The 25,894-nt window shown below is 63.7% G+C and carries 27 protein-coding genes; 11 read left to right on the top strand and 16 right to left on the bottom strand.

Annotated features, from left to right (window positions below; genetic code table 11):
* The 3 genes from tssM to LZ012_RS11750 are packed head-to-tail and all read left to right on the top strand — an operon-like array spanning position 1 to position 5,578.
* Positions 1–3,804, top strand: coding sequence for a type VI secretion system membrane subunit TssM (gene tssM, locus LZ012_RS11760; RefSeq protein ID WP_275711002.1), 3,804 nt, complete (start codon positions 1–3; stop codon positions 3,802–3,804).
* Complete coding sequence (gene tagF / locus LZ012_RS11755) at positions 3,801–4,784, top strand: type VI secretion system-associated protein TagF (RefSeq protein WP_275711001.1); 984 nt, start codon at positions 3,801–3,803, stop codon at positions 4,782–4,784. Before tssM ends, tagF begins: the two co-directional genes overlap by 4 nt.
* 2 nt (positions 4,785–4,786) lie before the next feature.
* Positions 4,787–5,578, top strand: a complete 792-nt coding sequence (locus LZ012_RS11750; protein WP_275710999.1) for an OmpA family protein — start codon at positions 4,787–4,789, stop codon at positions 5,576–5,578.
* Between the two features lie 52 nt (positions 5,579–5,630).
* On the opposite strand, the gene tssA is transcribed toward LZ012_RS11750, so the two are convergent.
* The 8 genes from tssA to LZ012_RS11710 all read right to left on the bottom strand — a co-directional run bounded on the left by tssA (position 5,631) and on the right by LZ012_RS11710 (position 14,571).
* Positions 5,631–6,719: a type VI secretion system protein TssA gene (tssA, locus tag LZ012_RS11745; protein ID WP_275710997.1), complete on the bottom strand. Its 1,089-nt coding sequence runs from the start codon at positions 6,717–6,719 to the stop codon at positions 5,631–5,633.
* Positions 6,720–6,908: 189 nt separating this feature from the next.
* Positions 6,909–7,748 (bottom strand): phosphoserine phosphatase SerB, encoded by an 840-nt coding sequence (gene serB / locus LZ012_RS11740; protein WP_275710996.1) that lies wholly within the window; start codon positions 7,746–7,748, stop codon positions 6,909–6,911.
* 7 nt (positions 7,749–7,755) lie between these two features.
* Complete coding sequence (locus LZ012_RS11735) at positions 7,756–8,049, bottom strand: helix-hairpin-helix domain-containing protein (protein WP_275710995.1); 294 nt, start codon at positions 8,047–8,049, stop codon at positions 7,756–7,758.
* A 16-nt stretch (positions 8,050–8,065) separates the two neighbouring features.
* A complete protein-coding gene (locus LZ012_RS11730; RefSeq protein ID WP_275710994.1) occupies positions 8,066–9,136 on the bottom strand; it encodes a 3-deoxy-7-phosphoheptulonate synthase in 1,071 nt (356 codons plus the stop codon).
* A complete protein-coding gene (mfd, locus tag LZ012_RS11725; RefSeq protein ID WP_275710993.1) occupies positions 9,133–12,585 on the bottom strand; it encodes a transcription-repair coupling factor in 3,453 nt (1,150 codons plus the stop codon). The genes LZ012_RS11730 and mfd overlap by 4 nt, the downstream gene beginning before the upstream one ends.
* A gap of 142 nt (positions 12,586–12,727) precedes the next feature.
* Complete coding sequence (locus LZ012_RS11720) at positions 12,728–13,306, bottom strand: hypothetical protein (RefSeq protein WP_275710992.1); 579 nt, start codon at positions 13,304–13,306, stop codon at positions 12,728–12,730.
* A gap of 225 nt (positions 13,307–13,531) precedes the next feature.
* Positions 13,532–13,882, bottom strand: a complete 351-nt coding sequence (gene arsC, locus LZ012_RS11715; RefSeq protein ID WP_275710991.1) for an arsenate reductase (glutaredoxin) — start codon at positions 13,880–13,882, stop codon at positions 13,532–13,534.
* 8 nt (positions 13,883–13,890) lie between these two features.
* A complete protein-coding gene (locus tag LZ012_RS11710; RefSeq protein WP_275710990.1) occupies positions 13,891–14,571 on the bottom strand; it encodes a DUF3334 family protein in 681 nt (226 codons plus the stop codon).
* 230 nt (positions 14,572–14,801) lie between these two features.
* Between LZ012_RS11710 and LZ012_RS11705 the strand changes: the two genes are divergently transcribed.
* Positions 14,802–14,996 carry a hypothetical protein gene (locus LZ012_RS11705; protein ID WP_275710989.1) on the top strand — a complete coding sequence of 65 codons (195 nt, stop codon included), beginning with the start codon at positions 14,802–14,804 and terminating at the stop codon, positions 14,994–14,996.
* Between the two features lie 9 nt (positions 14,997–15,005).
* On the opposite strand, the gene LZ012_RS11700 is transcribed toward LZ012_RS11705, so the two are convergent.
* The 6 genes from LZ012_RS11700 to LZ012_RS11675 form a co-directional block, all read right to left on the bottom strand.
* Positions 15,006–15,209 (bottom strand): hypothetical protein, encoded by a 204-nt coding sequence (locus tag LZ012_RS11700; RefSeq protein WP_275710988.1) that lies wholly within the window; start codon positions 15,207–15,209, stop codon positions 15,006–15,008.
* A gap of 78 nt (positions 15,210–15,287) precedes the next feature.
* Positions 15,288–15,881, bottom strand: a complete 594-nt coding sequence (locus LZ012_RS11695) for a dienelactone hydrolase family protein (RefSeq protein ID WP_275710987.1) — start codon at positions 15,879–15,881, stop codon at positions 15,288–15,290.
* Complete coding sequence (gene amrS / locus LZ012_RS11690) at positions 15,881–16,972, bottom strand: AmmeMemoRadiSam system radical SAM enzyme (protein WP_420839514.1); 1,092 nt, start codon at positions 16,970–16,972, stop codon at positions 15,881–15,883. The genes LZ012_RS11695 and amrS overlap by 1 nt, the downstream gene beginning before the upstream one ends.
* Positions 16,969–17,517 carry an AmmeMemoRadiSam system protein A gene (gene amrA, locus LZ012_RS11685; RefSeq protein WP_275710984.1) on the bottom strand — a complete coding sequence of 183 codons (549 nt, stop codon included), beginning with the start codon at positions 17,515–17,517 and terminating at the stop codon, positions 16,969–16,971. Before amrA ends, amrS begins: the two co-directional genes overlap by 4 nt.
* Entirely contained in the window at positions 17,510–18,313 is an 804-nt protein-coding gene (amrB, locus tag LZ012_RS11680) for an AmmeMemoRadiSam system protein B (protein WP_275710983.1), read from the bottom strand. The genes amrA and amrB overlap by 8 nt, the downstream gene beginning before the upstream one ends.
* Positions 18,314–18,323: 10 nt before the next feature.
* Positions 18,324–19,580, bottom strand: a complete 1,257-nt coding sequence (locus LZ012_RS11675; protein WP_275710981.1) for an MgtC/SapB family protein — start codon at positions 19,578–19,580, stop codon at positions 18,324–18,326.
* Between the two features lie 41 nt (positions 19,581–19,621).
* Between LZ012_RS11675 and ispD the strand changes: the two genes are divergently transcribed.
* The 3 genes from ispD to thpR are packed head-to-tail and all read left to right on the top strand — an operon-like array spanning position 19,622 to position 21,358.
* Positions 19,622–20,308 (top strand): 2-C-methyl-D-erythritol 4-phosphate cytidylyltransferase, encoded by a 687-nt coding sequence (ispD, locus tag LZ012_RS11670; RefSeq protein ID WP_275710979.1) that lies wholly within the window; start codon positions 19,622–19,624, stop codon positions 20,306–20,308.
* Positions 20,305–20,787 carry a 2-C-methyl-D-erythritol 2,4-cyclodiphosphate synthase gene (gene ispF, locus LZ012_RS11665; protein ID WP_275710977.1) on the top strand — a complete coding sequence of 161 codons (483 nt, stop codon included), beginning with the start codon at positions 20,305–20,307 and terminating at the stop codon, positions 20,785–20,787. The genes ispD and ispF overlap by 4 nt, the downstream gene beginning before the upstream one ends.
* The gene (gene thpR, locus LZ012_RS11660) at positions 20,777–21,358 is read left to right on the top strand and encodes an RNA 2',3'-cyclic phosphodiesterase (protein WP_275711761.1); all 582 of its coding nucleotides are present in this window, start codon (positions 20,777–20,779) and stop codon (positions 21,356–21,358) included. Before ispF ends, thpR begins: the two co-directional genes overlap by 11 nt.
* 24 nt (positions 21,359–21,382) lie before the next feature.
* Here the strand turns inward: thpR and LZ012_RS11655 are convergent, their stop codons facing one another.
* Positions 21,383–22,684, bottom strand: coding sequence for an ATP-binding protein (locus LZ012_RS11655; RefSeq protein WP_275710975.1), 1,302 nt, complete (start codon positions 22,682–22,684; stop codon positions 21,383–21,385).
* Between the two features lie 4 nt (positions 22,685–22,688).
* Positions 22,689–23,414, bottom strand: a complete 726-nt coding sequence (ompR, locus tag LZ012_RS11650) for an osmolarity response regulator transcription factor OmpR (protein ID WP_275710973.1) — start codon at positions 23,412–23,414, stop codon at positions 22,689–22,691.
* Between the two features lie 157 nt (positions 23,415–23,571).
* Between ompR and LZ012_RS11645 the strand changes: the two genes are divergently transcribed.
* The 4 genes from LZ012_RS11645 to LZ012_RS11630 are packed head-to-tail and all read left to right on the top strand — an operon-like array spanning position 23,572 to position 25,845.
* Positions 23,572–23,871 (top strand): hypothetical protein, encoded by a 300-nt coding sequence (locus LZ012_RS11645; RefSeq protein ID WP_275710971.1) that lies wholly within the window; start codon positions 23,572–23,574, stop codon positions 23,869–23,871.
* Positions 23,872–23,909: 38 nt separating this feature from the next.
* Complete coding sequence (gene tsaB, locus LZ012_RS11640; protein WP_275710969.1) at positions 23,910–24,599, top strand: tRNA (adenosine(37)-N6)-threonylcarbamoyltransferase complex dimerization subunit type 1 TsaB; 690 nt, start codon at positions 23,910–23,912, stop codon at positions 24,597–24,599.
* Positions 24,596–25,057, top strand: coding sequence for a ribosomal protein S18-alanine N-acetyltransferase (rimI, locus tag LZ012_RS11635; protein WP_275710967.1), 462 nt, complete (start codon positions 24,596–24,598; stop codon positions 25,055–25,057). Before tsaB ends, rimI begins: the two co-directional genes overlap by 4 nt.
* A complete protein-coding gene (locus LZ012_RS11630; protein WP_275710965.1) occupies positions 25,054–25,845 on the top strand; it encodes a uracil-DNA glycosylase in 792 nt (263 codons plus the stop codon). Before rimI ends, LZ012_RS11630 begins: the two co-directional genes overlap by 4 nt.
* Positions 25,846–25,894: the final 49 nt, after the last annotated feature.

Here is a 25,894-nt window from a genome sequence, read left to right as displayed (position 1 = left end):
ATGTATCAACTCCGCAATTTCCTGACCGATTCGCGACTCCTCTCCTTCATTGGTATCGCCGCCATTGCTTCCTTCTTTTTCCTGAGTGCCAAGACACTCAAGGTCGCCATGATCTGGGCGGCGCTGGCCAGCCTGGTCATCGTGGCTATCTGGGGCGGTCTCTGGCTCTATCGCCGGCAAAAGTCACGCCAGGCCGGCGAAGCCATCGGTTCCATGCTCGAACAGCAGGCCGACGCGGCGGCCAAACGCGGCGGACCGGGCGCCAGCGCCGAAATCCAGGCGCTCCGGAAGCGCATGCAGGAAGCGGTCAAGACGATCAAGACCTCCAAGCTCGGACAGATGTCGGGTTCGGAAGCACTGTATGAATTGCCGTGGTACATGACCATCGGCAACCCGGCAGCCGGCAAGAGTACGGCGGTCGTCAATTCCGGACTGAAGTTCCCGTTCGACGACGGCGGCGATGCCATCATCAAGGGCATCGGCGGCACGCGTAATTGCGACTGGTTTTTTACCAGCGAAGGTATCCTGCTTGATACCGCCGGGCGCTATTCGATCCATGACGAAGACCGCGAAGAATGGCTCGGCTTCCTCGGCTTGCTGAAAAAGCACCGGCCGCGTGCGCCGATCAACGGCATCATTGTGACGGTCAGCATCGGCGAATTGATGGGCAACTCGCCCGCTTTTGCGATCAATCTGGCCAAGAGCCTGCGCCAGCGGGTGCAGGAGCTGACCGAGAAACTCGAGGTATTTGCACCGGTTTATGTGCTCTTTACCAAGGTCGACCTGATCCCCGGTTTCCATGAATTCTTCCTCGACCTCGACTGGAACGAACGCGACCGCGTGTGGGGTGCGACAATTCCTTATGAGCAGGCCAGCGGCAACGAGCTGATCGCGCTCTTCGATCGCCATTTCGACGAACTCTACGACGGGCTGCGCGCCATGAGCGTCGCCCAGATGTCCCGGCTGCAGGGTGAAAACACACCGCCGGGGCTGCTCACCTTTCCCTCCGAGTTCGCCTCGATCAAGCCGGCTCTCAAGGCCTTCATCGCGACGCTGTTCGAAGACAATCCATTCCAGTTCAAGCCCATCTTCCGCGGCTTCTACATCACCTCGGCGATCCAGACGAATGACATCAAGCCGGTCGCCAACGACCGCATCCTCCGCAAATTCTCGTTGCAAGGCGCCGGCAACGGCCAGGTTCGGACGGCGCTCAGCCATGGCTATTTCCTCAAGGAACTGTTCTCCAAGGTCATCTTCCCGGACCGCAACCTCGTCCGTCAGCATACGACCCGGACGAAGGCCCGCCTGCGCCAGTTTGCCGTGCTGGGTGCCTTGTGCTGCCTGGGGCTGGCCTTAGGCGGCTGGAGCTGGTCGTACTTCAACAATCGCAGTCTGCTGGCCAATGTCGAGCAGGATGTTGCCAAGGCGGTGAAGATTCAGGAAGGACGCATCGACCTGCAGTCGCGCCTCGAGGCGCTGGAAATCATCCAGGACCGCCTGGCGCAGCTCGAGCAGTTCAACGAGGAGCATCCGCTGTCCATCGGTCTGGGCCTCTATCAGGGCGAGCGGATGGCGGATCGCCTGCGGCACGAGTATTTCGCCGGGGTCAATAACGTCATGCTGCTGCCGGTCAAGGAAAACCTCGAAGCCTTCCTCAACGAGGTCAATGCCCAGGGCGACCGCCTGAAACCGCAGGGGGCCGCGGCGGCCAAGCCGGTGCGCAGCAAGCAGTACAAGGACGCTTCGCCGGCCGATGTCGAGGACGGCTACAACGCCCTGAAGACCTATCTGATGCTCTCCAGCCGCGACCATGTCGATGTCGGGCACCTGTCCGACCAGGTGACGCGCTTCTGGCGCGGCTGGCTGGAGGCGAACCGCGGCACCATGACGCGCGAGCAGATGATTCGCTCGGCCGGCCGTATCCTGACCTTCCATCTCGAACATGCCACCCATCCCGAGTGGCCGATCATTGCCAACAACCTGGTTCTGGTCGATGAAGTGCGCGACAAGCTGCGCCAGGTGGTCCGCGGCATGCCGGCTGCCGAACGGGTCTATGCGGAAATCAAGGCGCGCGCCTCGACCCGCTTCACTCCCTTGACCGTGGCCAACATCGTCGGTCCGGACAATGCGGCGCTGGTCGCCGGCAGCCACGTCGTTTCCGGTGCCTTTACGGTCGAGGCCTGGCGCGACTATGTACAGAACGCGATCAAGGACGCCGCCACCAACGAGCAGAGCAACGCCGACTGGGTGCTGCAGACTTCGACCAAGGACGACCTGACCCTCGAAGGCAGCCCGGAGCAGATTCAGAAATCCCTGGTCGCCATGTACAAGCGCGATTACGCCGAGGAATGGAAGCAGTTCGTGCAGGGCGTCAGCGTGGCTTCGTTCGAAACCTTCCCGGAAGCCATCGCTGCGATGGACCGCCTGGGCGACGCCCAGATGTCGCCGGTCGGCACACTGATCAAGGTCATTTTCGATCAGACCGCCTGGGATAACCCGGCCCTGGCCAATCTCGGCCTGGAGCGCGCACAAAAGGGATTCATCGAATGGTTCAAGCGTTCGGTGCTGCAGATGGCGCCGAGCCGCGTCCAACTGGACGTCAACGTGTCGTCCAAACAGGCCGAAATTCCGATGGGGCCGATCGGCAAGGAGTTTGCCGGATTCGGGCGGCTGGTCATCCCGCGCGACAAGGCCGATCCGCTGGTTGACACCTATCTCAAGCAGTTGTCCAAAGTGCGCACCCGCCTGAACCAGCTCAAGAACCAAGGCGATCCGGGACCGGGTTCGCTCAAGTTGATGCGGGAAACCATCGACGGCAACGGCTCGGAACTGGCCGAGACCCTGCGTTTCGTCGACGAACAGATGCTGACCGGCCTGCCGGACAACCAGCGTGCCGTTCTCCGCCCGCTGCTGGTTCGGCCCCTGTTGCAGTCGTACGCGGCCATCATCAAGCCAGCCTCGGAAGAACTGAACAAGACCTGGGATGCCCAGGTGTATGAGCCGTTCAACCGCAAGCTGGCAATCAAGTACCCATTTGTCGCGAAATCGAATATCGAGGCATCGCCTACCGAGATCGCCCAAATGTTCGGCCCGGAAGGCGCGATATCCAAGTACGTCGAATCGGCCATGGGTGCCTTGGTCGTCCGTCGCGGCAATACCATCACGCCGCGTACCTGGGGCGATCTGGGCATTACCCTGCAACCGGAATTCATGAGCGACTTCGCGCGCTGGGTCTCGCCCCTCGAAGGCGGGGCGGCGGCCGATTCGGCCGGCGGCGGGGTGGGCGGCAGCGGCGGGCAGCCGCAAACGGCGTTCATGCTCCGTCCGCAGGCCGCACCGGGGACCACCGGTTACGTCATCGAGATCGACGGGCAGAAGCTGAACTACCGCAATGGCGTGGCGCAGTGGGCCAACTTTGTCTGGCCGAATGCGTCGGGCGCGCCTGGCGCCAAGATCGTCGCTACCACCTTCGAAGGGAAAGTCGTCGAAGTGGTCAATATTCCGGGGCGCTTCGGCCTGGAAAAGATGATCAACTCGGCAAAGCGCACCCGTCTGCCGGATGGAGCCTTCCACATGAGTTGGTCGGCCGACGGGGTCGAAGTGGGTATCGATCTGAAGGTGGTGAGCAGCGCTCAGGTCCAGGCTGGCGAAGGCGCAACGGGTCAGCGCGGCTTGGCTGGCGTCGTGTTGCCGCGTACGGTGGCGCTCGGCAAGGCGAGCAAAGCTCAGGAGCCGGTCGTCGAGCCGGTGGCGACACAGGCCAGCGATATGGCGCAAGCTAAGCCGGCTGGAGGTGTGCAATGACCGCGATTGTCAGCTCGCCGGCCACCTGTTTCGGCAAGATTCCGTCGCGTGGCGATTTCGTCAAGGGAGCGGGGCAGCACCAACTGATCACCGTGCTCGACCGCTGGGTATCGCAAGGCATGGAGCGCCTGTCGGAGGATCCACGCTGGAAAACAGCCTACGACGACGCCTGTGCGGTCGATTTCGCTTTCGTCGGCGCGCGCAGCCGGTTGTCGGTGGTCGGCCATTTGCGGCCGAGCCTGGATTCCTCTGGACGCCGTTTTCCATTCATCACCGCTGCGACGATAGAACGCGACGACGCCTTGCTGTTCCGTTGCGCGCCGGTCGGGCTGGGGCATTCGTTCGGTAGCTTGGCGCGCATTTCCGAGGCGGGCGTCGGGGGCGGGGAAGTCACCGAGCTGTTGGCCGAGCTGGATGCGGTCAACTGTGCCGACGATTTCGAAACGGCGTTGCAAAGCGATCCGCTGGGCAATTTCGTGCGGCGCAACAGTCTCGAGTCCTTAGCCGGCATGATCGGTGCCAACAGCATCGACGCGGTGCGCCGGATCATTCTGGCCATCGGCTTGCTGATGCGGCCCGCGCTCGGGCAGGGCCGCGTTTCAATCGACAAGGAAATCGTCCTGCCGCTACCCGCCGACGAACGCAACCGCAATCTGGTGGCCGGGCTGTGGGTGTATCTGCTGACCGCTTTTTTGCGCCGGACCATGGTCGAATTGCAGGTGGTCATCGAGCGCCGCGCCGACCAGCCGAAGCTGATCATCGGTTTCAATGGCTCGTCGCCGGATACGCTGGTGGCTGCACTGTCGCCCGATAGTGCAGCGGAGCGGGTCATTCCGCTGATCGATCCAGAATGGATCGAAGACCAGGGTGACATTACCGACGACTATGGCGTGGCTAAGCTGTCGTCCTACCTTGCCCAGCCGCACATCTCCCTCGAACAGGCCATCACCACCTTCCGCGAAGTTTTTCTAGGCGAATGACCATGAAGCTGCCAATTATCCTTACGGCCTGCCTGATTTTTCAATCGGCCGCATTCGCCCAGAACGCTCAATCTTCAGCCAAATCGGTTGAGGAGCCGGGCAAGGTCATCGCCAGCGGCAGCGTCCCCGATGAAGCTGCCCGGGCCGCCATCCTCGCCAAGTTACGTGAAGTGTATGGGGCGCAGAATGTCGTCGACCGACTCGAAGTCGGCGGCGTCGTCCCGCCCCCGAACTGGACGGAGAACATGACCAAGGTCCTGACGCACAATCTGAAGCAAGTCCATAAGGGCCAGTTACAAGTTAGCGGCACGCAGATCGCCATCAAGGGCAATGTGACCAATGAAGCACTGCGGCAACAGGTGGTCAGCACCATCGCGACCTCGCTCAATCCGACCTATTCGATCGACAACGGGCTGTTCGTAGCGGGGGGCGAGGCGCAAAACCTGCTCGACAAGACCTTGTCGAATCGTGTCGTGGAGTTCGAGAGCGGAGCGGCAACGCTGACCCCGACCGGGCGAGCCATCCTCGATGAAATGGGCGCCGCCATCAAACAGATCGGTACGCCCAAGGTGCAACTGATCGGCCACACCGACAGCCAGGGGAATCGCCAGGCCAACGTTGCGCTCAGCCTGGCGCGGGCCGGAACGGTGCGCAATTACCTGATCGAAAAAGGCATTCCCGCCGAGTCCCTGAGCGCTGCCGGCTCGGGGCCGGACCAGCCGGTGGCCTCCAACGATACCGTCGAAGGCCGGGCGAAAAACCGTCGAATTGAGTTCCGCCTGGCCGGGCAGTAAAGGATGGCGATGGCGGCCATACACGTCGCCATCGCCATGCGTCCGGCTTTCTTTAAGCTCTATCCGTTTCGACGCCGAGCAGCTCTTCCATGCGCAGCAATGCGCTGTCATCCTTGACGACGGTACGCAGCCACTCGTGCAGGGGCATGGTTCCCCACTTGGCTGCTTTTTCCGCCAGGTAGGCGACTGGGCTGTGCGGTTCCGTCCGCCGGAAAAACGAGGCGATTTCCTGCAATTGATGGATGGCCTGCTGTCGCGAGCGAATCGGGCCGCCGGCGACGTCGATGGCTTCCCCGAAGGTCGGTTCTATACGTTCCGTCGCGGAGCCGATGGACAGAGCTGGGGAGGTTGATGATTGCTCGTCCGCCGGTTGTTGCGCCCGGTTGGCAGCCGGTCCGGCGTGGCGCTGGAAGAAATGGCTAACGTCTTCCAGCGTATCGAAAGTCGCTCCGAAAGCCGGCGATAGCTCGCCCATGCGCGTATCGAGCGATGCCTGCACGGCCTTGATGGCATTTCTGGCCCGCTCGGCATCGTGGAGGCTGTCGGCGAAATAGGTCTTGGCGGTGTCCTTCGCTGCGTCTTCGAAGCGTTCCAGCGAGACATGGGCGTGGCGGGCGATTTCGTCGGCCTGCCCGCGGTTGCGTTCGATCTGTTTGGCCGTGGCACGGGCGGATTCGAGATCGATCAGCGAGAAATTTCCCTTGCCGGATCGCGTCAGCGGCACCTCGCGCAGCAGGCGGGGGGTTTGCTTGGCCAGCCAGTCGAGCACGCCGACCCGTTGCTCGATGTCGCCATTGTCCGGTTGCGGGTGGATATCGTTCCAGAAGGTTTCACAAAGCTGCGCCAACAGGGTGTAGCCGTCAGCCAATCCGGCAAGACCGCGGATTTTGCAATGGGCCTCGATCATCCAGCACGCGACGCGCAAATCCTTCGACTGGTTGGCCAGGATGTTTTCGCCGATCCGTACAAGGCCCGGCCAGTCGGCCTCCTTGATCTCGGTGACCCACTCGCCCTGGGAGATCGACGGGTCATCGAAGCGTCGCGCTTCCTGAATGGCATCGAACTCGGAGGAAAATATCAAATCCTCGCCACAGGGCCCGTGCGCCGATCCCAATGGCGCAGTCAGGGATGCAATATCCATTGTCGTATACCGTATTTGAAAACGGCATATTGTAATGGCATATTTTGTGATGCGCTCAGTCGTATTGGAGCAATTGGCCGACTATGCGCTCTCAGAAATGTTTAAGGGCTGTGGCAAGCCGTCGTAGGCATCGTTCTGCGTCAATACGCGGGAGGGCATGCAGGTTTGCAAGCCGCTCGCGTGCTCAGGCTACTCGAACAAATTGAGCAGCGAATCCAGCCCGCCGTAATTGATCGCGACATCGGCCTTGGCGCGGGTTGCCGGTTTGGCGCGGAAGGCGACCGACAGGCCGGCCTGGGCCATCATCAGCAGGTCGTTGGCGCCGTCGCCGCAGGCGATGACCTGTTCCTTGCGGAGGCCGAGCTCGTCGGTCAGGCGGGCGATGTGGTGGGCCTTGGCGGCCGCGTCGACGATATCGCCGACGACCTTGCCGGTCAGCTTGCCGCCGGAGATTTCCAGTTCGTTGGAAGTGGCGAAATCGAAACCTAGTTCGATGCGCAGGCGCTCGGTAAAGTAGGTGAAACCGCCGGACAGGATGGCGGTGCGCAGGCCGGCGGCCTGGCAGGCTTCGAGCAGCTCGCGGGCACCGGGCGAGAGGAGCAGGCGTTCGCCGAATACGCGGGCTAGGACGCGGGCATCCAGCCCGGCGAGCAGGGCCAGGCGGCGGCGCAGGCTTTCGCGGTAGTCGATCTCGCCGCGCATGGCGGCTTCCGTCACTTCGGAAACCTCGGCCTTCTTGCCGGCGAAATCGGCCAGTTCGTCGATGCATTCGATGGTGATTAGGGTCGAATCCATATCGAAGCAGATCAGGCCGAAGTCGGCCAGCTTCTTGCCAGGCTGGGCGTAGGCCCAGTCGAGTTTTTCGGCTTCGATCAGGGGAATCAGTGCGTCGAATTCGGCCGTACGGCTGGCGCCCTTCAGGCAGACGACCTGCGGCGGGCGGGGCTCGACGGCGGCAGCGCCGGTGGCGGCGACGATACGTTCGAGCAGGAAGGTGGGCAGGGCGCCGCCCTGGATGATCAGGTTCATGCGAGTGTCAGTGTTGTTGCTGCATGGCGGCCTTGCGCTCGGCAGTGTAGGACCACCAGGGAAGCGCTTCGCCGCCGTCCATGAAGCGGGTAATCGAGATGAAGGTGTCGAGTACGCAGGGGTCTTGCCGTTGGCCGGTGGCGATGGACAGTTCCTGGTACAGCACGTAGGGATCGCGCCCCTTCAGTTGCTCCGGCTGGTCGATGCCCAGCAGATGCAGGTCTTGCGCCATGGCCCGGCCGATGTTCGGCAAGTCGGTCAAGGTTTTGACCCGCTCGCGGACGACCTTGGCCGGGTTCATGGCTGCTCGGGCCAGCTCAGGAGATGCGTTCCGGCAGTACGTCGCGCAGCAGGACGGCGGCGTCGCGGATCATCTTTTCGGTGGTGCCCCAGTCGACGCAGCCGTCGGTGACCGAACAGCCGTACTTCAGCTGGCTGAGATCGGCCGGGATCGGCTGGTTGCCGGCTTCGATGTTCGATTCGATCATCACGCCGACCAGCGACTTGCTGCCGCCGCGGATCTGGTTGACCACGTCGGCCATGACCAGCGGCTGCAGTTCCGGTTTCTTGGAACTGTTGGCGTGCGAGCAGTCCACCACTATGTTGGCTGGCAGCTTGGCCTTGACCATGGCCTGTTCGGCGATGGAGACCGAAACGGTGTCGTAGTTCGGACGGCCGTCGCCGCCGCGCAGCACGACATGGCCGTAGGAGTTGCCCTTGGTGCGGACGACGGCGACCGTGCCGGCCCCGTTGATGCCAAGGAAGGAGTGCGGCCGCGATGAGGACAGGATGGCATTGACGGCCACGCTGAGGTCGCCGTTGGTGGCGTTCTTGAAGCCGACCGGGGTGGACAGGCCGGACGACATTTCGCGGTGGGTCTGCGATTCGGTGGTGCGGGCGCCGATGGCTGTCCACGTGATCAGGTCCCCGTAGTATTGCGGCGAAATCGGGTCGAGCGCCTCGGTGCCGGTGGGCAGGCCGAGTTCGTTGATCTGGAGCAGGAACTCGCGGGCCTTCTGCATGCCGATATCGACGCGGAAGCTGTCATCCATGAACGGATCGTTGATGTAGCCCTTCCAGCCGACGGTGGTACGCGGCTTTTCGAAATAGACGCGCATGATGATCTGCAGCACGTCGCCGACTTCGTCGGACAGCGCTTTCAGGCGGCGGGCGTAATCGAGGCCGGCGACCGGGTCGTGGATGGAGCAGGGGCCGACGACGACGAAGATGCGCGGATCCTTGCGGTCGAGAATCTTGCGCAGCAGGTTGCGACCGTGGGTGACGGTATGCGCGGCCTTTTCCGAAATCGGCAGCTTGGCGTGGATTTCCTCCGGCGTCGGCATGGCGTCGAAGGCGGCTACGTTGAGGTTCTCGGTATTCTTTGTCATTTTGTCAGCTCGCGAATCATGTCTTTCACCGCCTGTACTTTGTCGGTCAAGGTCGGGCAGTGGCGTAAAAGGGAAATTTTATCCTGTCCGGCTAATTTATAGTTCCGGTTGTTCTGGATCAAATGAATAATCTTGATCGGCTCGATAGGCGGGTTTTTCGCGAATTCGGGACCGAACTGCAAGGTGATCTGGTCCGTCGCCGCATCGAGCTTGTGGATGCACAGCGGCTTGGCGACCAGGCGCAGGCGGTGCGTGGCGAGCAGCGACTGGCCCTGTAGCGGCAGTTCGCCGAAGCGGTCGATCAGTTCTTCCTGCAGGGTGTCGATTTCCTCGGCGCTTTCGCAGTTGGCCAGACGCTTGTACAGGGTCAGGCGCTCATGGACGTCGGGACAGTAGGCATCGGGCAGCAGGGCCGGGGTGCGCAGGTTGATTTCGGTGCTGATACCGAGCGGCTGGGTCAGGTCGACGGTATCGATGGCCTTGCCCTGCTTCAAATGGGCGACGGCGCGGTTCAGCATGTCGGTGAAGACATTGAAGCCGACTTCCTGCATTTCGCCCGACTGGTTGTCGCCGAGCACCTCGCCGGCGCCACGGATTTCCAGGTCGTGCATGGCCAGGAAGAAACCGGCGCCCAGCTCCTCGGACATCTGGATCGCCTCTAAACGTTGCTTCGCCTGCTTGGTCATCGCCTTCTCGTCCTGGACCAGCAGATAGGCGTAGGCCTGGTGGTGCGAACGGCCGACGCGGCCGCGCAACTGGTGCAGCTGGGCGAGGCCGAACTTTTCCGAGCGGTTGATCAGAATGGTGTTGGCGTGCGGGTTGTCGATGCCGGTCTCGATGATGGTCGTGCACAGCAGCAGGTTGGCGCGCTGGCCGGTGAAGTCGCGCATCACGCGTTCCAGTTCGCGCTCGTTCATCTGGCCGTGGCCGATCACGATGCGTGCCTCGGGGACCAGTTTTTCCAGCTTTTCCCGCATGTTCTCGATGGTGTCGACCTCGTTGTGCAGGAAATAAACCTGGCCGCCGCGCTTCAGCTCGCGCAGCACGGCTTCGCGGATAATGCCGTCGGAGAACTTGGAAACGAAGGTCTTGATGGCCAGGCGCTTTTGCGGCGCGGTGGCGATCACCGAGAAGTCGCGCAGGCCTTCCATCGACATCGCCAGCGTGCGCGGGATCGGCGTCGCGGTCAGGGTCAGCACATCGACCTCGGCGCGCATGGCCTTCAGCGTTTCCTTCTGGCGCACGCCGAAGCGGTGTTCCTCGTCGATGACGACCAGGCCGAGGCGATTGAACTTGACGTCCTTGCCGATCAGCTTGTGCGTGCCGATGATGATGTCGATCTTGCCTTCGGCCAGTTCCTGCAGCGCCTGTGCCGATTCCTTGGCGGTCTTGAAGCGGGAGATTTCGGCGACCTTGACCGGCCAGTCGGCGAAGCGGTCGACGAAGGTCTGGTAGTGCTGTTCGCAGAGCAGGGTGGTCGGACACAGCACGGCCACCTGCTTGCCGCCGGCCACCGCGCAGAAGGCGGCGCGCAGGGCGACCTCGGTCTTGCCGAAACCGACGTCGCCGCACACCAGGCGGTCCATCGGCTTGCCCGACTTCATGTCCTCGATCACCGCGGCGATGGCCTGGGCCTGATCGTTGGTTTCCTCGAAGCCGAAGCCGTCGGCGAAGGCTTCGTAGTCGTTTTCCTGGAAATCGAAGGCGTGGCCCTGGCGGGCGGCGCGGGCGGCGTACAGCGTCAGCAGTTCAGCGGCGGTGTCGCGGGCCTGTTCGGCCGCCTTGCGCTTGGCCTTTTCCCACTGGCCGGAGCCGAGCGTGTGCAGCGGTGCCGCTTCCGGCTCGGCGCCGGAATAGCGCGAGATGACGTGCAGTTGCGCCACCGGCACGAACAGCTTGGCTTCGTTGGCGTAATGCAGTTCGAGGAATTCCTGCTCGCCGGTGCCGAGGTCCATGCGGATCAGACCGCGGTAGCGACCGATGCCGTGGCTTTCATGCACCACCGGATCGCCGATCTTCAGTTCAGTGAGATCCTTCAGCCAGTTGTCGAAGCTGGCCTTGCGCGCGGCTTCGCGGCGGGTGCGGCGCGGCGCCCCGGCGTACAGCTCGGTTTCGGTGATCAGGGCGAGTTTTTGTCCACCTGCGGCCAGGGCGAAACCGCCGTGCAGCGGGCCGACTCCCAAGGCCAGTGGTGCATCGCCGGCCGCGAAAGCGGAAAAATCGGCACTGGCGGCAGGCTTCAGGCCGTGCTCGGCGAGCATGCTGGCCAGCGTTTCGCGGCGGCCGGCCGATTCGGCCAACAGAAGCACGCGGCCCGGCTGGCCGGCGAGGTAGGCCTTCAGTTTGCCCAGCGGCTCTTCGGCGCGGCGGTCGATGGCAATGTCCGGCAGTGCGGTCGAGGCCGGGTTTTCATTCTTGGCCGAAAAAACCAGGCGACCGTAGGACTTGGCCGCCGTGAAGAAGGCTTCGTCAGTCAGGAACAGCTGCTCCGGCGCCAGCAGCGGCGCCTTGTCGCCCTGCAGCAGGTTGTAGCGCGAGCGGGTTTCGGTCCAGAAGGCGGCAATGGCGGCCGCTGCGTCGCCGTGTGTGACGAACACTGCGTCGGTCGGCAGGTAGTCGAAAAACGTCGCCGTTTCATCGAAGAACAGCGGCAGGTAGTACTCGATCCCGGCGCTGGCGATACCCTGGGAAATGTCCTTGTAGATGCCCGACTTGGCCGGATCGCCCTCGAAAGTCTCGCGGAAGGCCTGGCGGAAATGCGTGCGTCCCTTGTCGTCCATCGGGAATTCGCGCGCTGGCAGCAAGCGCACTTCTGGCACCGGATAGACGGTGCGCTGGGTATCGACGTCGAAGGTCTTGATGCTCTCGATTTCGTCGTCGAACAGGTCGAGCCGGTAAGGCAGCTGCGAGCCCATCGGGAAGAGGTCGATCAAGCCGCCACGGATCGAGTATTCGCCGGGCGAGACCACCTGCGTGACATGGGCGTAGCCGGCCAGGGTCACCTGGGCGCGGAATTTCTCGGCGTCGATCCGCTCGCCTTTCTTGAAGGCGAAGGTGTAGGCGGCGAGAAAGGCCGGCGGCGCCAGCCTATAGACGGCAGTGGAAGCCGGTACGAGCAGGATGTCCAGTTCGCCCTGTGTTGCCGCCCACAGCGTGGCCAGGCGTTCGGAAACGAGGTCCTGGTGCGGCGAGAAGGTATCGTAGGGCAGCGTTTCCCAATCAGGCAGCAAGCGCACGCGCAGATTCGGGCCGAACCACGGGATTTCGTCGAGCAGGCGCTGCGCGTCGGCGGCATTGGCGGTGACGACGGCAAGCAGCTTGCCCGGATTGCCGGCGGCCATATCGGCCAGGGCGAGGGCATCCGAAGAACCGGCCAGGAAGGGTAGGTCGATGCGCGAGCCGGGCTTGGGCAGCGCGGCGAGAGACAACAGGGAGCGAGAAGCGGACACTACGAAACGGATGGCGTTGCGGGCCTTGGATTATAGCCGCTTCGACAGCGTGGTCCGCTGGATGTTGCCCGGTGGGCAGGCCCGACAATCGGGCGATCGCCACGCCCTGAGCAAGGGCGTGGTGGATCAGGCCATGCTGAAGTCAGCGTGCCGGTGTGGTCCAGACTTCCTTGCAGGTGGCGATTTCCTCGTCGCTCATCACCGCTTTGATCTGGCAGCGCGCTTCCCAGGCGGCCTGGCGTTGCTGGCGCTCGAGCAGGGCGAGTTCGCGATTCTTGGCTACGGCCGCGGCGTCCTTGCGCTTCTGCTCTTCAGCCCGGGCGATGGCGGCCTGCTCGGCCAATTCGCGGCGCTTTTCTTCATCGGCCGCCTGTTGCAGCTTGCGGGCAGCCAGCGCTTCGGCATCACGCTTGGCACGGGCCGCTTCCTTTTCCTGGCGGATGCGACGCAGGTTGGCATCTTCTTCGGCGGTCAGCGGCGTGCCGGGGCTGGCCGAGGCGCCATCCGATGAGGAATTACCATCCGAGCGGTTGGAGCGCGCGACAGCACTGCGGACGAAGCCGGAGCCGCTTTCGCTGGCGTGGCTTTCGGTGGCATGCGACGAATGCGACTCGGACGACCCGTGCGAATGCGACGAGCGGATGCGGCCCTTGGCATAGCTGTCGGCCGGCAGGACGACGGCCAGTGCGATGAGGGCCGAAATCAGGCTGTTCTTGTTCAAGGAATTCCCCTCCCGGACGGGATTTATTTGAATTCTGACGATTTTATACGGCGGGCGAAATAATGCTGTGGTGATATTTCACACCTCTGGTCACGAGCAAAAGCCTTGCTGCGAGAAGAGCCTAACGTTGCTAGCGAAATGATGTCCGGCAAGAGTCATTGCAACGGCATCACTCGGAGGCGACTATTCCCGAACCGGAGCGGCGACTGAACGCCAAAACACCGCTTAAAGAATGGCCAATACCTTTTCCGGCGGGCGGCCGAGGGCAGCCTTTTGGCCATTGACCACGATGGGGCGTTCGATCAGGCGGGGATGGCTGACCATGGCGGCGATCAGCGCATCCTGACCGAGCGCCGGATTGTCGAGGCCGAGTTCCGCGTATTCCGCTTCGCCCTTGCGCATCAAGGCTCGGGCATCGTCAAAGCCAAGCAGCTTCAGCAGATTCCGGATTTCTTCGGGCGACGGCGGTTGTTCGAGGTAGGCGACGACTTTGGGTGTCATGCCGCGCTCCTGCAACAGGGCGAGCGTTTCGCGGCTCTTCGAGCAGCGCGGGTTGTGATAAATCGTGACGGTCATGCCCGGCCTCACATGCCGAGCGAATTCAGCAGGTCATCGTGCTCGCTGGAGGCGGATACCGCTTCTGCCGCCTTCGGTTGGCCATTCACCTGGGCGAGCAGTTCGTCCGGATCCGGCGCCTCACCGGTCTCGAAGTCGTTGAGCTTGATGAACTCGGTGCGGTCCATGGCCAGTTCGAGATAGAAGATGTTGTTGCGGCTGGTGTAGAAGGTGACACGCCGCGATTCCGGTTTGTCGAGATTGGTGTCGACGCTGAGCATGACCTGCTTGTTGAGGGCCAGCATCTTCGGCTGGTTTTGCGTAATGTGGGTCTGCAGTTCGCGAGCGACCTTGCCGGTGAAATCGCCGACGATCTGGTTCATCAGTTCGCCCATGACATTGCCGACTTCGTCCGAAGTGTGCGAGGTGGCCAGCCCCAGCTTGTCCATCCCCATGTGCAACATGTAGCTTTCGTACAGTTCCATGGCGGCCGATGCCGAGAAATTGATGACGACCAGCCCGGAGAAGCCGCCGTCGAACAGCACGAAGCAGCCGATGTCCGGTTTCAGGCAGGTCTTGGTAATGCGTTGAACCATGCCGGAATAATGAATCTGACTTTGCGTGGCGATCGAAAGTACCTTGGTGACCGAGTTGCAAAGGCTTCTGAGGATGTCTTCAGTGCCGTACACAGTGGCGTCGGATGTGTTCATGGTTCTCGATTCGAACGTTTATGATGAAATAAATGCCATATATAGCACAGGTGATAGCAATGTTCGCCATCAATTGCCGGATATCCCCCTTGTTATCGCCGGATGGGAGCGAATTTAGAGCTTTCCTCCTTATTTTTGTCATGGCGGGGCAGTGATATCATGCCCATAATGTCGTTATGGGCGGTCGAGCAGTGGCTACACCGCTCAGACAAAAATATAAGAGGTAAAAAATGGACGCAAAGCCAAGCAACGAACGGCGCCGGGAAGGGCAGCGGCGTCACTATGATGCCGGCCCGCCGCAAGGCATGGCGGAACGTCGTATCAATATCGAACGGCGCATGTTCAACCTGTGCATGGATTCCGGCTGGGGCCTGGGGAAATCGCCGGTTTCCGGCGGCAGTGCCGGGGACTCCGTTGCAGGCTGAGGCGCAGCCTCAGTGTTTCGGCATATCGGAGGCCAGCATTTCCAGCGTGGCCTCCTCGCTTATTCCACTGTGTTCCGTGAAATAAGCGCATAGCGGACAGTTAAAGTCCGGCGGGCAATCATGTTCGCGCGCACATTCCACTTGCGTTTCGTCGGTCAGTACCCATTCGCGAACAGCTTCGCAACGAGCGAGAGGCGAGTCAAAGCTGGACATGGAAGTCTCCCTGAAAGTGGGTTGTTTCTTTCAGAATAGTCGACCAAAAGCCAATGTCCATGGGTCTGGGCCGATCGTCTAAGCGACGAGATGCCGGGCGAACCAGCCGGTGAGACTGGTTACCGGATGTTCCCCCACCCCGAGCACGACTTTCTGGTGCACTCCCCCAAGATACGCCGTGGCGCGCTGATAGGCGGCCGGAGACAGCGCGTCGTCGTGCTCGAAAATCATCAGCAGCGGCGCAACCAGCAACTGCAGCGATTGCAGTCCGGCGCGATCGATCAATCCGCCATGGCAAGCCAGTGCCTTGACCTGGGCATCGCGCTGGGCGGCGCAGCGGATGGCCGCCGGCGTGCTATCGCCGTTGGCGTAGATGCCGAGCGGCAGATCCTGCGTATCGCCGTCGTGGCGGATCAGGTCAAGGGTGTCGAGTAGGCGCTGCGCCAGGCGCGGTACGTTCTGCGTTGCATCGACAAAGTGGAGTTCGTCGGCGGTGAGCAGGTCCATGGCCAGTACGGCATAGCCTTCCGCTGTCAGGCTGGCGAGCAGGGCGTCGTCATCGGGTGTCCGGTGGGCGTGGGCGATCAGGACCAGGCCGCGGGAATGCTCGGGGCGCTCAAGCTGGCCGTGCAAGGAGCCGTGCGGGGTATGCAGCGCGATATGGCGAATCATCAGGAGAGGCGGACGGGAATGCGGTTGGGGCCAAAGGCATGGCCGTCACGCCCCAGGGTATTGCCGAACCGTCCGGCGATGGCGGTCTGGCAGTGGGGACAGCGGCCATCGGCAGTCAGGTCATAACGGCGGATATCGTACCAGTCGCGGACGATCAGCGCGACCTTGCAACTCGGGCAGAAGGTTGTGCCGCCTTCGCTGTCATGGACGTTGCCGGTGAACACGTAGTGCAGGCCGGCATCAAGCGCGATGCGGCGGGCCTGGGCCAGCGTCGATGCCGGCGTCGGCGGCAGGTCGTTCATTTTCCAGTCGGGATGGAAGGCCGAGAAGTGCAGCGGCACATCCGGTCCCAGCTCCTTCGCCATCCAGGCAGCCAGTTCCCGGATTTCCGCCGGGCTGTCGTTTTGCCCGGGAATCAGCAGGGTGGTGACTTCCAGCCAGCAATCGGTTTCGTGATGGATATAGGCCAGCGTGTCGAGGACCGGTTGCAGGTGGGCGATGCACAGCTTGTGGTAGAAGGTCTCGGTGAAGGCCTTCAGATCGACGTTTGCGGCGTCCATGACGGCAAAGAACTCGCGCGCCGGTTCGGCATGGACATAGCCGGCAGTCACGGCGACATTGCGGACGCCTTGTTCGCGGCAGGCGAGCGCCGTGTCGATGGCGTACTCGGCGAAAATCACCGGGTCGTTGTAGGTGTAGGCCACCGAATCGGCCCCGTAGCGCTTCGCCGCCTCGGCGATCATCTGCGGGGTGGCGTTGTTCATCAGGCGATCCATGTCCTTCGATTTCGAAATGTCCCAGTTCTGGCAGAACTTGCAGGCCAGGTTGCAGCCGGCGGTGCCGAAAGACAGGATGCTGGTGCCGGGATAGAAATGATTCAGGGGTTTCTTTTCGACCGGATCGATGCAGAACCCCGACGAACGGCCATAGGTGGTCAGCTGCATGGCGCCATCGACCATCTGGCGGACGAAGCAGGCGCCGCGCTGGCCTTCGTGCAACTGGCAGTCGCGCGGGCACAGGTCGCACTGGACGCGACCATCCGGCAATGCATGCCACCAGCGGCCCGGGTGTAGTGTGCTGGCTTGGCTCATGGCTGTTTCTCCTTCCATTTCCTGACGGCGTAGCGTTCCAGCCGAACGCTGGGACTCCAGTATTCGACAGGCAAGCCGGCCTTCTGTTTTAGGCGGGCCATGAACAGCGCAGGATCCGGCAACTGCTCCCAAACCTGGGGCAGAAAGGTCGACCGGCGATTGCCGACGGAAAAGATCACACCATCCACTCCCGGGCGCAATTGGGCCAGGGCGTCGGCTTCGTCGCTAAAGGACAGCGCGACGGCCGGAGTCAGCAAGGAGACCTCGACGCGGGTGGCAGGCCACTCGTCGGCACTCAAGGGCTCGAAACGCGGGTCGTGGAAGGCGGCGGCCAGGGCATTTTCCCGGACGTCCTGAGCCAGGGGGCGCCACGCTTCGAGACTGCCGATGCAACCGCGCAGCCGCCCGTGCTGGGTGAGGGTGACGAAGCTCGCGCCGTTCTCGTGCAATTCCGGGGTGTCGTCGAGGGGACGGGGCGGCAGGCCAAAGTGGCCGGCGATGGCATTGCGGGCCAGGGTCAGCAGGCTGGGGCCGGGATCAGGCATGGGCGGCGGCTTCCTCGAACGAGAATGCGGCATAGCCGACCACCCGGCTACGGTCGCCGGCCGTATCGCCGGAATTGCACAGACTGAGCAGGGTGGGTGTCAGGCCGCGACGGCCGGCCGCCAGCAACAGGCCGTTGATCGGAAAGGCACCGCAGGCCTGTTCGAGGGCGATGTGGGTGTCGCGTTGCAGGATGTGCCGGCAGGTATTGCTGTCCACCTGTTGCGCCGTGGCATAGGGCAGGAAATGCGACAGGTCCGAGCTGACCACGATCAGGGTTTCCGGCCCGCCCCACAGCATGTCGAGCACCTCGGCCACCGCTTCCGGCGTGGCATGGCCGACCGCCAGTGGGACCAGGGTGAATTTGTCGAGAACCCGCTGCAGGAAGGGCAGGTGCACTTCCAGCGAGTGCTCGAAGGCATGCGCCGGGTCGCTGAACACGATCTGCGGCAACCCGGCAATGCCGGCAATGGCCTGGGCATCGAGACGGATGGTGCCCAGGGGCGTGGCGAATGCTTCGGCCTCGGGCAGTGCCAGGCCATGGACGGCTACCCGGTGCGTCGGGCCGAGCAGTACGACCCGGCGAATCTCACTGGCCCGCGGCGTCAGCATGGCGTAGGCCCGGGCCGCAGTCGCGCCGGAATAGACGTAGCCGGCGTGGGGAACGATCAGGGCCTTGGGATGAACGAAGGTTTCCGGTTTGGCGCCGGCCAACAGCTGGTCTACGGTGGCGGTCAGCGTTTTCGCATCGCCGGGGTAGAAACTGCCGGCAACGGCGGCGGGACGCGTCTTGATCATGATGCTCTCCTCAGACGAGCAGTAAGCCGGCGGCCATGCCGCCACCGATGGCGAACAGGCCGGGCAGGGCGTGGCGGGCTAGTTTGCCGCCGCCGATGCTGACCACCAGGCCGATCTTGAAGGCCAGGTTGGCGAGTAGCGCCAGCGTGATGGCGAACACCGCTTCGCCGCTCGTCACCTTGTCCAGATTGAACATGCGCAAGGTAGACAGCACGCTGGCGTCGGCATCGGTCAGGCCGGAAACCAGCGCCACGATATAGAGGCCGCTGTTGCCGGCGACGTCCTGCAGCCAGGCGGAAGCAAGGAGGACGATGGCGTAGAGCAGGCCGAAGGAAACGGCGGTTTTCAGTTCGGTCGGGTTCTTCACTTCCGGCAGCGGCAGGTTTTCCGCAGCGCTCAGTATCTTCCAGCTGTACAAGGCCATGGCGACGCCGGGCACGATGCCGCAAGCGAAGACGGTGGCGATCGGGCGGGCGAGATGCGGCGCCACGACGCCGGCGACCAGCCACAGGCGGATCATGACCATCACGTTGGCGATCAGGATGACGATGGACGCCATGCGGACGAGGTCGCCATGTTCCCTGGCATGACGGGAAAACATCATGGTCGTTGCCGTGGACGAGGCGAGACCGCCGAAGATGCCGAGCACTGCTGCGCCATGACGGGCACCGATGATGCGCAGGGCGAGATAGCCGGCCAGGGCCAGGCCGGAGATCAGGACGACCATCCACCAGATCTGGCGCAGGTTGATGGCGCTGTAGGGGCCGAAGTCGTCGCTGGGCAGGATGGGCAGGATGACGAAGGAAAGCACGGCGAACTGCAGGATGGAGTTGATGTCCTTGGGCGTCGTGCGCTGGCTGAACTGCTTTAGCTCGGCCTTGAAGTAGAGCAGTATGGTGGTGGTGATGGCCACCATGACAGCCAGCGTCCCGTAGCCCAGCCAAGCGGCCGCGCCGAGGCCGTAGGTGATGATGACGGCAGCCTCCGAGGTGAAGCCACGATACTGCTCTTCCTGCTGCGACGAGAAATTCGACGCGATCATCGCACCAGCGATGACCAGCAAACCCACCGGCAGCAGCCAGGCACTGCCGGAACGCTCGTCGAGCAGCGCGAACAGGCAGCCGAGCATGGCGACCAGCGAGAAGGTACGCAGGCCGGCGGCTGAATCCGGGCGGCGCTCGCGTTCCATGCCGATCAGCAGGCCGATCCCGAGCGCCGTGGCGAAAGCCTTGACCGGTTCGACCAGTTCGGGGATGACGAAGCTCATGCCATTCCTCTTTTATGCGAGTTCTTCAGTAAAATTAAGCCATGCCACGCCATTACGCAATCGTTCCCGCTGCCGGCAGCGGTTCCCGCTTCGGTGCCGAGAAGCCAAAGCAGTATCTCGATCTCCAGGGCCGCCCGCTCATTTTTCATACCCTGGCCGCCCTGGTCGCCTGCCCGGACATCGAACGAGTGTGGGTCGTGCTGGCGCCGGACGACCCGTGGTGGCCGCGTTACGACTGGAGCGAACTGGGTTCCAAGCTGGAGACGGTACGCTGCGGCGGTGCAACGCGGGCGGCAAGCGTGGCCAACGGTTTGCAGGCGGCGGCCATGGTCGCCGCGGAGGACGACTGGATTCTGGTACACGATGCGGCCCGACCCTGCATTTCGGCGGCCATGCTCGATGCCTTGTTCGCCGACCTGGCCACCGACCCGGTCGGCGGCATCCTGGCCGTGCCGGTCGCCGATACCCTCAAACGGGCTGACGCCGAACAGCGCGTGGCGGCTACCGAGCCGCGCGACGGCTTGTGGCAGGCGCAAACGCCGCAGATGTTCCGCTACGGTCTGCTCTGCGACGCGCTGGAACAATGCAAGGACGTCACCGACGAAGCCGGTGCCGTCGAGGCGGCCGGCTTGCGGCCGAAGCTGGTGCGCAGCGATGCGACCAATCTGAAAGTAACCTTCCCGGCCGACCTCGCCCTGGCGGCGATGATACTGAGGGCACGCAAATGAATTTCCGCATCGGACAGGGCTACGACGTCCATAAACTGGTCGAGGGCCGCAAGCTGATCCTCGGCGGGGTCGATATTCCGCACGTCACCGGTTTGCTCGGTCATTCCGACGCCGATGCGCTGCTCCATGCGATTACCGACGCCTTGCTCGGCGCCGTGGCGCTGGGCGATATCGGCCGCCATTTCCCCGATACCGATCCGCGCTACAAGGGCGCCGATAGCCGTGTGCTGCTGCGCGGTGCGGTCGCTCTGCTGGCCGACAGGGGCTGGCGGCCGGTCAATGTCGACGCGACCCTCATCGCCCAGCAGCCCAAGCTCGCCCCGCACGCCGCCGCCATGGTCGCCAACGTGGCGGCCGATCTCGGCATTGCCGTCGACGCGGTGAATATCAAGGGCAAGACCAACGAACGGCTGGGCTACCTCGGGCGCGAAGAGGCGATCGAGGCGCAGGCCGTGGTTCTGGTTGAACGTGTCGGCTGAGACGCCAACCATTACTTCCGAGCGGCCGGCGACGGCCAGACTGTTTTTCGCCCTGTGGCCGCCGCCTGAACTGGCCGCCCAGCTGGCCGAGGTGGCGCGTGTTGCCGCCACAGGCTTGGGCGGGCGCCCGACCCGGGCCGACACGATCCATCTGACCCTGGCCTTCCTCGGGGAAACGGCCGTCACCCGGCTGCCCGAACTGGATGCGCGGGCTCGGCGAATCCCAGGTGAGGCTTTCGCCATGAGCATCGACCGGATCGGGTACTGGCAACATAACCGACTGTTGTGGGCGGGGTGCAGCAATGCACCGGAGGCATTGGTCGACCTACATCGCCGCTTGCAGGCTGCGCTGGCGGGGGCGGGCTTTCCCGGCGATCCACCCGGCCGGTCATTCACGCCCCACGTCACGCTGCTGCGCAAGGTGGCGGCCGGCACGGCCCGGGCGGGGCTGGATCAACTTCCGGTGGTGGAGCGCCTGGCGTGGCCTTGCGACCGCTTCGTTCTGGTCCAGTCCGAGCCGAGTTCTTCCGAGCACCGCTATCGGGTTCTTGGCGCGTACCCGCTGGGGTAGCCGGGGACAGGGCCTGCCGGGTGCTTAGCGCCTGATCGGCAGGCTCAGACGAACCAGCAAGCCACCGCCCGGATTGGCCAGGAGATCGAGATGGCCATTGTGCAGCCGGGCGATGCGCTCGACGATAGCCAGCCCCAGGCCGGTGCCGGTGGCATTGGTGCGGGCCGCCTCGAGGCGGGTGAACGGGCGCTTCAGGCGATCGACTTCGCTGTCCGGAATGCCGGGGCCATGGTCGCTGACCTCGATCCTGATTTCGTTTGCGTCGGCGGACAGTTTCAGGCTGATTTCGCCGCCGGCATACTTGGCGGCATTGTCGACCAGATTGGTGACCGCCCGAGCCATGGCCTTGGGGCGCAGCAGCAGTTCGTCGAGCGGGGCCAGTTCGGTGGCGATCTGCCGGCCGACGCTGGCCTGGCGAGCGGCGACGCCGGCGAGCAGGGCTGGCAGATCGGTCGGTACCGGCGCTTCGCCCGATTCAGCCCGGGCGTAGTCCATGAATTGCGATATCACGCTTTCCATCTGTTCGATGTCGGAAACGACCGCTTGGCGGGCGTTTTCATCGGCGACACTGAGTTCGGCCTCAAGGCGCAGGCGAGTCAGCGGGGTGCGCAGATCGTGCGAAATGCCGGCCAGCACCTCCGAGCGCTCCTTCTCGTTGCGCTGCAGGTCGGCGGCCATGGTGTTGAAGGCCGAGGCCAGGCGGCTCAGTTCGTCGGCGCCATCCTCGGGCAGCGGTGCCGGAATCTGGCCGCGGCCGACCGTTTCGGCCGATTGCGCCATGGCCTTGAGGGGCCGGCTGATGCGCGAGGCGATATACCAGGCGACGGCGAGGGCAAGGGCAACGGCGAGCAGTCCCCAGACCAGCCAATGGCCGGCGAAGCTGCGCTTCGCCCGTTCCCGGGGCAGCACCAGCCAGTATTCCTCGTCGTCGCCCTCGTCCAGGCGGAAGCTGACCCAGAAACCCGGAACGTTATCGACGCTGGCCGCGATGCGCGTATGTTCGCCCAGCCGCTGATGGAGTTCGCGCTGAAGCAGGGTGAAGAAGCGCGAGTCGGGCATGGCTTCGATGACGTCTTCCGGCTCGGCCGGCAGCAGCCGGATGCCTTCCCGGCTGGAAAACTCGGCGAACAGGCCGAAGCGTCGTTCCGGCGCGGCGGCGAACAGCGAGGCGCGGATCAGGTTGACGGCCGAAGCCGCCAGTTGGGCCGTTTCGCGGGCGCGCGGCTCCGCATCCATGTAGCGGAACAGGCTGAGCCAAGCCGCCGTGGTGAGCAGGACCAGCACGGCGAGCAGCAGAAAGGTACGCGCCAGCAGCGTACGCGGCATCGGTTCAGTCCCGGGCTGCGCCGTCCGGCACAAAGACATAGCCGAAGCCCCATACCGTCTGCAAGTAGCGCGGCTGCGCCGGATCGGTTTCGATCAGCTTGCGCAGGCGGGAAACCTGGACGTCGATGGCACGGTCGAACGGCCCCTGCTCGCGGCCGCGGGCCAGGGTCATCAGCTTGTCGCGCGACAGCGGCTGGCGCGGGTGCTGGAGCAGGACCTTGAGCACGGCGAATTCGCCGGTGGTCAGCGGCTGCAGTTCGTCGCCGCGCTTCAGGGTGCGGGCGGCGAGATCGACTTCGATATTGCTGAAGCGGATGGTTTCGTCCTCGCCCTCCGGCGCACCGGGCGGCTTGCTGCCCTGGCGGCGCAGCACGGCGTGGATGCGGGCGAGCAGTTCGCGCGGGTTGAAGGGCTTGGGCAGGTAGTCGTCGGCGCCCATTTCGAGGCCGACGATGCGATCGACCTCATCGCCCTTGGCGGTCAGCATGATGATCGGGGTCTGGTCGCCCTGGCCGCGCAGGCGGCGGCAGATCGACAGGCCGTCCTCGCCCGGCATCATCAGGTCGAGGACGATCAGGTGGTAATGTTCGCGGGCGCGCAGCTTGTCCATCTGCTGGCCGTCAGCCGCTGCCTTGACCTCGAAACCCTGCTCGCCGAGATAGCGGGTCAGCAGGTCACGCAAACGGGCGTCGTCATCGACGACAAGAATGTGGTGGTGTTGTTCGCTCATGCTGGCAAGGATAAGGGCAGATGATGACTGGAACGCGGCAAATGGTAACAAGCTTTTGCACGGGCCGGCCGGGAAACATATTCTTACATTTCGAATCCCTTGGCATTGCCTGCCCGACGGACAATGATGCTGTCCGTAACACCGCTTTTTCTCCGCCATGAAACGTATTGCCGCCTGTTCGCTGTTACTCCTGAGCCTCTTCGGCTCGGCGGGTGGCGTCTGGGCGCAAGCTTATTGGCGCGATCTTCCGCCCGACCAGCGGCGCGAGATGCGCCAGCAGATGCGCGAGCATTGGCAGCAGGAGCGCGAAATCCGCCGCGACGAGGCGCCGCGCTGGCGCGACATCCCGCCGGAGGATAGGCGCCGATTGCGCGACGACATGCGCGAACAGCGCGGTCTGCAGGACCATCACGAATTCCGGGGCGGAGGCGGAGGGCGTGGCTGGCGGCGAGATTGAAGCGCTAGCCGGGCGAGGCTCCGGTAAAATGCCGGCCTATGCTGATTCTTGCCCTCGAAACATCCACCGAACTCGGCTCCTGCGCACTATGGCGTGACGGAAGCGTGGTCGAACGCGTCTGTCCGGAAAAACGCCCCCATTCCGGGACCCTGCTGCCCCTGGTTCGCGAACTGCTGGCCGAGAGCGGGGTGAAAATCGCCGACCTCGACGCCATTGCCTTCGGTGTCGGCCCAGGCGCCTTCACCGGTTTGCGGGTCGCCTGCGGTGCTGCCCAAGCGCTGGCCGTGGCGGCGGATGTGCCGTTGATCCCGGTGACCAGCCTGGAAACCATGGCGACGCAACAGGGGGCGGATCGCGTGCTGGCTTTGCTCGATGCCCGCATGGGCGAGGTCTATTCCGGACGCTACGAAAAGGAAGGCACAGGCTATGTGCTGCGCGGCGAGATTCGCGTTTCGCCGCCCGCCGACGTCGTCTTGCCGACCGATAATGGCTGGCAGGCCTGCGGCAATGGCTTGTCGGCCTACCCGATGCTGCAGGAACGCATCGTGGCCGCCGGCCTGTCCGGCGAAGCGGCCATTCTGCCGATGGCAGCAACCGTGGCCGCCATCGCCGCCGGCAAGGCCGGGCGCGGCGAAGGCATCGATGCCGCGCTGGCTGCGCCACTGTACGTGCGCGACAAGGTGGCCAAAACAGTGGCCGAACGTTTGAGCGAAGGTGGGCGCGCGTGAACGCCCTGGCCATCCCGGCCGAATTCTTTCCGATGAACGAGCGCGATCTCGATGCGGTGGCTGCGCTGGAAGCTAGCTTGCAGGTCTTTCCGTGGTCGCGCGGCAATTTTGCCGACTCGCTGGAGAGCGGCTACAGCGTCTGGGTTTTGCGCCTGGGCGGCGATTTGATCGGCTTTTCGGTCGTCATGTCGGTGCTCGACGAAGCCCATCTGCTCAATATCGGGGTCTGCAAACGCTACCAGGGGCAGGGCTACGGCGCCCGCCTGCTGCGCCACGCCATGGAATGCGCCCGTCTGGGCGGCGCCGGGAAACTGTTCCTCGAAGTCCGGCCGTCCAACGAGCGGGCAGTCGAGCTTTATCGCCACTTCGGATTTCACCAGATCGCCCTGCGCAAGGGCTATTATCCGGCCGTGGTCGGCCGCGAGGATGCGCTGATTTTTGACAAGGAACTGGCATGAGCTTGAGCCGTGAGCAGATGCTCGTCGAGATGGGGATTTCGCCGATCTGGGTGCTGCGCGACCCCGCGCCTGCCAATGCTGCGGAAGCAGCAGTGCGGCATGAGGAGCCAGTGGCTGCTGCCGCCGCGGCTCCAGTAATGAACGAAACGCCGGTTGAGGCGCCAGTGCGGGTTGCAAGCCCAGTTCCTCCGTCGGCTGCTGCGGATGTCGGCAGTCTCGACTGGCCAGCCCTCGCCAAGCGGGTTGCGGAGTGTCGGCTGTGCACGTTATGCGAGCAGCGCAAGCTGGCCGTGCTCGGCGTCGGCGACACCGCTCCCGACTACCTGTTCATCGGTGAAGGGCCGGGGTCCGAGGAAGATGCTCGCGGCGAGCCTTTCGTCGGCCAGGCCGGCAAGTTGCTGGATAGCATGCTGGCGGCGCTCGATATCGCGCGCGGCAACCGGGTCTATATTGCCAATGCCGTCAAATGCCGGCCGCCCGGCAACCGCACGCCGGAAGCGGCGGAAATGGCCGCCTGCTGGCCTTACCTGGAGCGTCAGATTGCGCTCCTCAAGCCGAAGATCATTGTCTTGCTGGGCAAGGCCGCGGTGCACGCGGTGCTGCACGACGACAAGTCGCTGGCCAGCTTGCGCGGCCAGCGTTTCGAATATGCCGGAATCCCGGTGGTGGTGACCTATCACCCGGCCTACCTGCTGCGCAATTTGCCGGACAAGGCCAAAGCCTGGGAGGATCTGCTGTTCGCCCGGCGCACCTTGCGCGACCAGACGGCCCCCGAGTTGCCGTTCTAAGTCTGTTGCTGGCGAGGCAGGTGGCGCCTGCCTTTACGGTCGAACCGGC

It is taken from the genome of Dechloromonas hankyongensis (assembly GCF_022012295.1).
Taxonomy (GTDB): domain Bacteria; phylum Pseudomonadota; class Gammaproteobacteria; order Burkholderiales; family Rhodocyclaceae; genus Azonexus; species Azonexus hankyongensis.
The sequence above is the reverse complement of the archived record's forward strand: the minus strand, read 5'-3'. Positions and strand labels throughout refer to the sequence as shown.

What these genes read in the sequence shown, in the direction of transcription:
- ompR (WP_275710973.1), bottom strand. Translation starts at nt 23,414, where the DNA reads ATGAGCGAACAACACCACCACATTCTTGTCGTCGATGACGACGCCCGT.
- LZ012_RS11675 (WP_275710981.1), bottom strand. Translation starts at nt 19,580, where the DNA reads ATGAGCTTCGTCATCCCCGAACTGGTCGAACCGGTCAAGGCTTTCGCC.
- ispF (WP_275710977.1), top strand. Translation starts at nt 20,305, where the DNA reads ATGAATTTCCGCATCGGACAGGGCTACGACGTCCATAAACTGGTCGAG.
- amrB (WP_275710983.1), bottom strand. Translation starts at nt 18,313, where the DNA reads ATGATCAAGACGCGTCCCGCCGCCGTTGCCGGCAGTTTCTACCCCGGC.
- LZ012_RS11730 (WP_275710994.1), bottom strand. Translation starts at nt 9,136, where the DNA reads ATGACAAAGAATACCGAGAACCTCAACGTAGCCGCCTTCGACGCCATG.
- LZ012_RS11630 (WP_275710965.1), top strand. Translation starts at nt 25,054, where the DNA reads ATGAGCTTGAGCCGTGAGCAGATGCTCGTCGAGATGGGGATTTCGCCG.
- LZ012_RS11710 (WP_275710990.1), bottom strand. Translation starts at nt 14,571, where the DNA reads ATGAACACATCCGACGCCACTGTGTACGGCACTGAAGACATCCTCAGA.
- LZ012_RS11750 (WP_275710999.1), top strand. Translation starts at nt 4,787, where the DNA reads ATGAAGCTGCCAATTATCCTTACGGCCTGCCTGATTTTTCAATCGGCC.
- LZ012_RS11735 (WP_275710995.1), bottom strand. Translation starts at nt 8,049, where the DNA reads ATGAACCCGGCCAAGGTCGTCCGCGAGCGGGTCAAAACCTTGACCGAC.
- ispD (WP_275710979.1), top strand. Translation starts at nt 19,622, where the DNA reads ATGCCACGCCATTACGCAATCGTTCCCGCTGCCGGCAGCGGTTCCCGC.
- amrS (WP_420839514.1), bottom strand. Translation starts at nt 16,972, where the DNA reads ATGAGCCAAGCCAGCACACTACACCCGGGCCGCTGGTGGCATGCATTG.
- tssA (WP_275710997.1), bottom strand. Translation starts at nt 6,719, where the DNA reads ATGGATATTGCATCCCTGACTGCGCCATTGGGATCGGCGCACGGGCCC.
- serB (WP_275710996.1), bottom strand. Translation starts at nt 7,748, where the DNA reads ATGAACCTGATCATCCAGGGCGGCGCCCTGCCCACCTTCCTGCTCGAA.
- LZ012_RS11700 (WP_275710988.1), bottom strand. Translation starts at nt 15,209, where the DNA reads ATGTCCAGCTTTGACTCGCCTCTCGCTCGTTGCGAAGCTGTTCGCGAA.
- LZ012_RS11705 (WP_275710989.1), top strand. Translation starts at nt 14,802, where the DNA reads ATGGACGCAAAGCCAAGCAACGAACGGCGCCGGGAAGGGCAGCGGCGT.
- tagF (WP_275711001.1), top strand. Translation starts at nt 3,801, where the DNA reads ATGACCGCGATTGTCAGCTCGCCGGCCACCTGTTTCGGCAAGATTCCG.
- LZ012_RS11655 (WP_275710975.1), bottom strand. Translation starts at nt 22,684, where the DNA reads ATGCCGCGTACGCTGCTGGCGCGTACCTTTCTGCTGCTCGCCGTGCTG.
- amrA (WP_275710984.1), bottom strand. Translation starts at nt 17,517, where the DNA reads ATGCCTGATCCCGGCCCCAGCCTGCTGACCCTGGCCCGCAATGCCATC.
- LZ012_RS11645 (WP_275710971.1), top strand. Translation starts at nt 23,572, where the DNA reads ATGAAACGTATTGCCGCCTGTTCGCTGTTACTCCTGAGCCTCTTCGGC.
- LZ012_RS11695 (WP_275710987.1), bottom strand. Translation starts at nt 15,881, where the DNA reads ATGATTCGCCATATCGCGCTGCATACCCCGCACGGCTCCTTGCACGGC.
- arsC (WP_275710991.1), bottom strand. Translation starts at nt 13,882, where the DNA reads ATGACCGTCACGATTTATCACAACCCGCGCTGCTCGAAGAGCCGCGAA.
- tsaB (WP_275710969.1), top strand. Translation starts at nt 23,910, where the DNA reads ATGCTGATTCTTGCCCTCGAAACATCCACCGAACTCGGCTCCTGCGCA.
- tssM (WP_275711002.1), top strand. Translation starts at nt 1, where the DNA reads ATGTATCAACTCCGCAATTTCCTGACCGATTCGCGACTCCTCTCCTTC.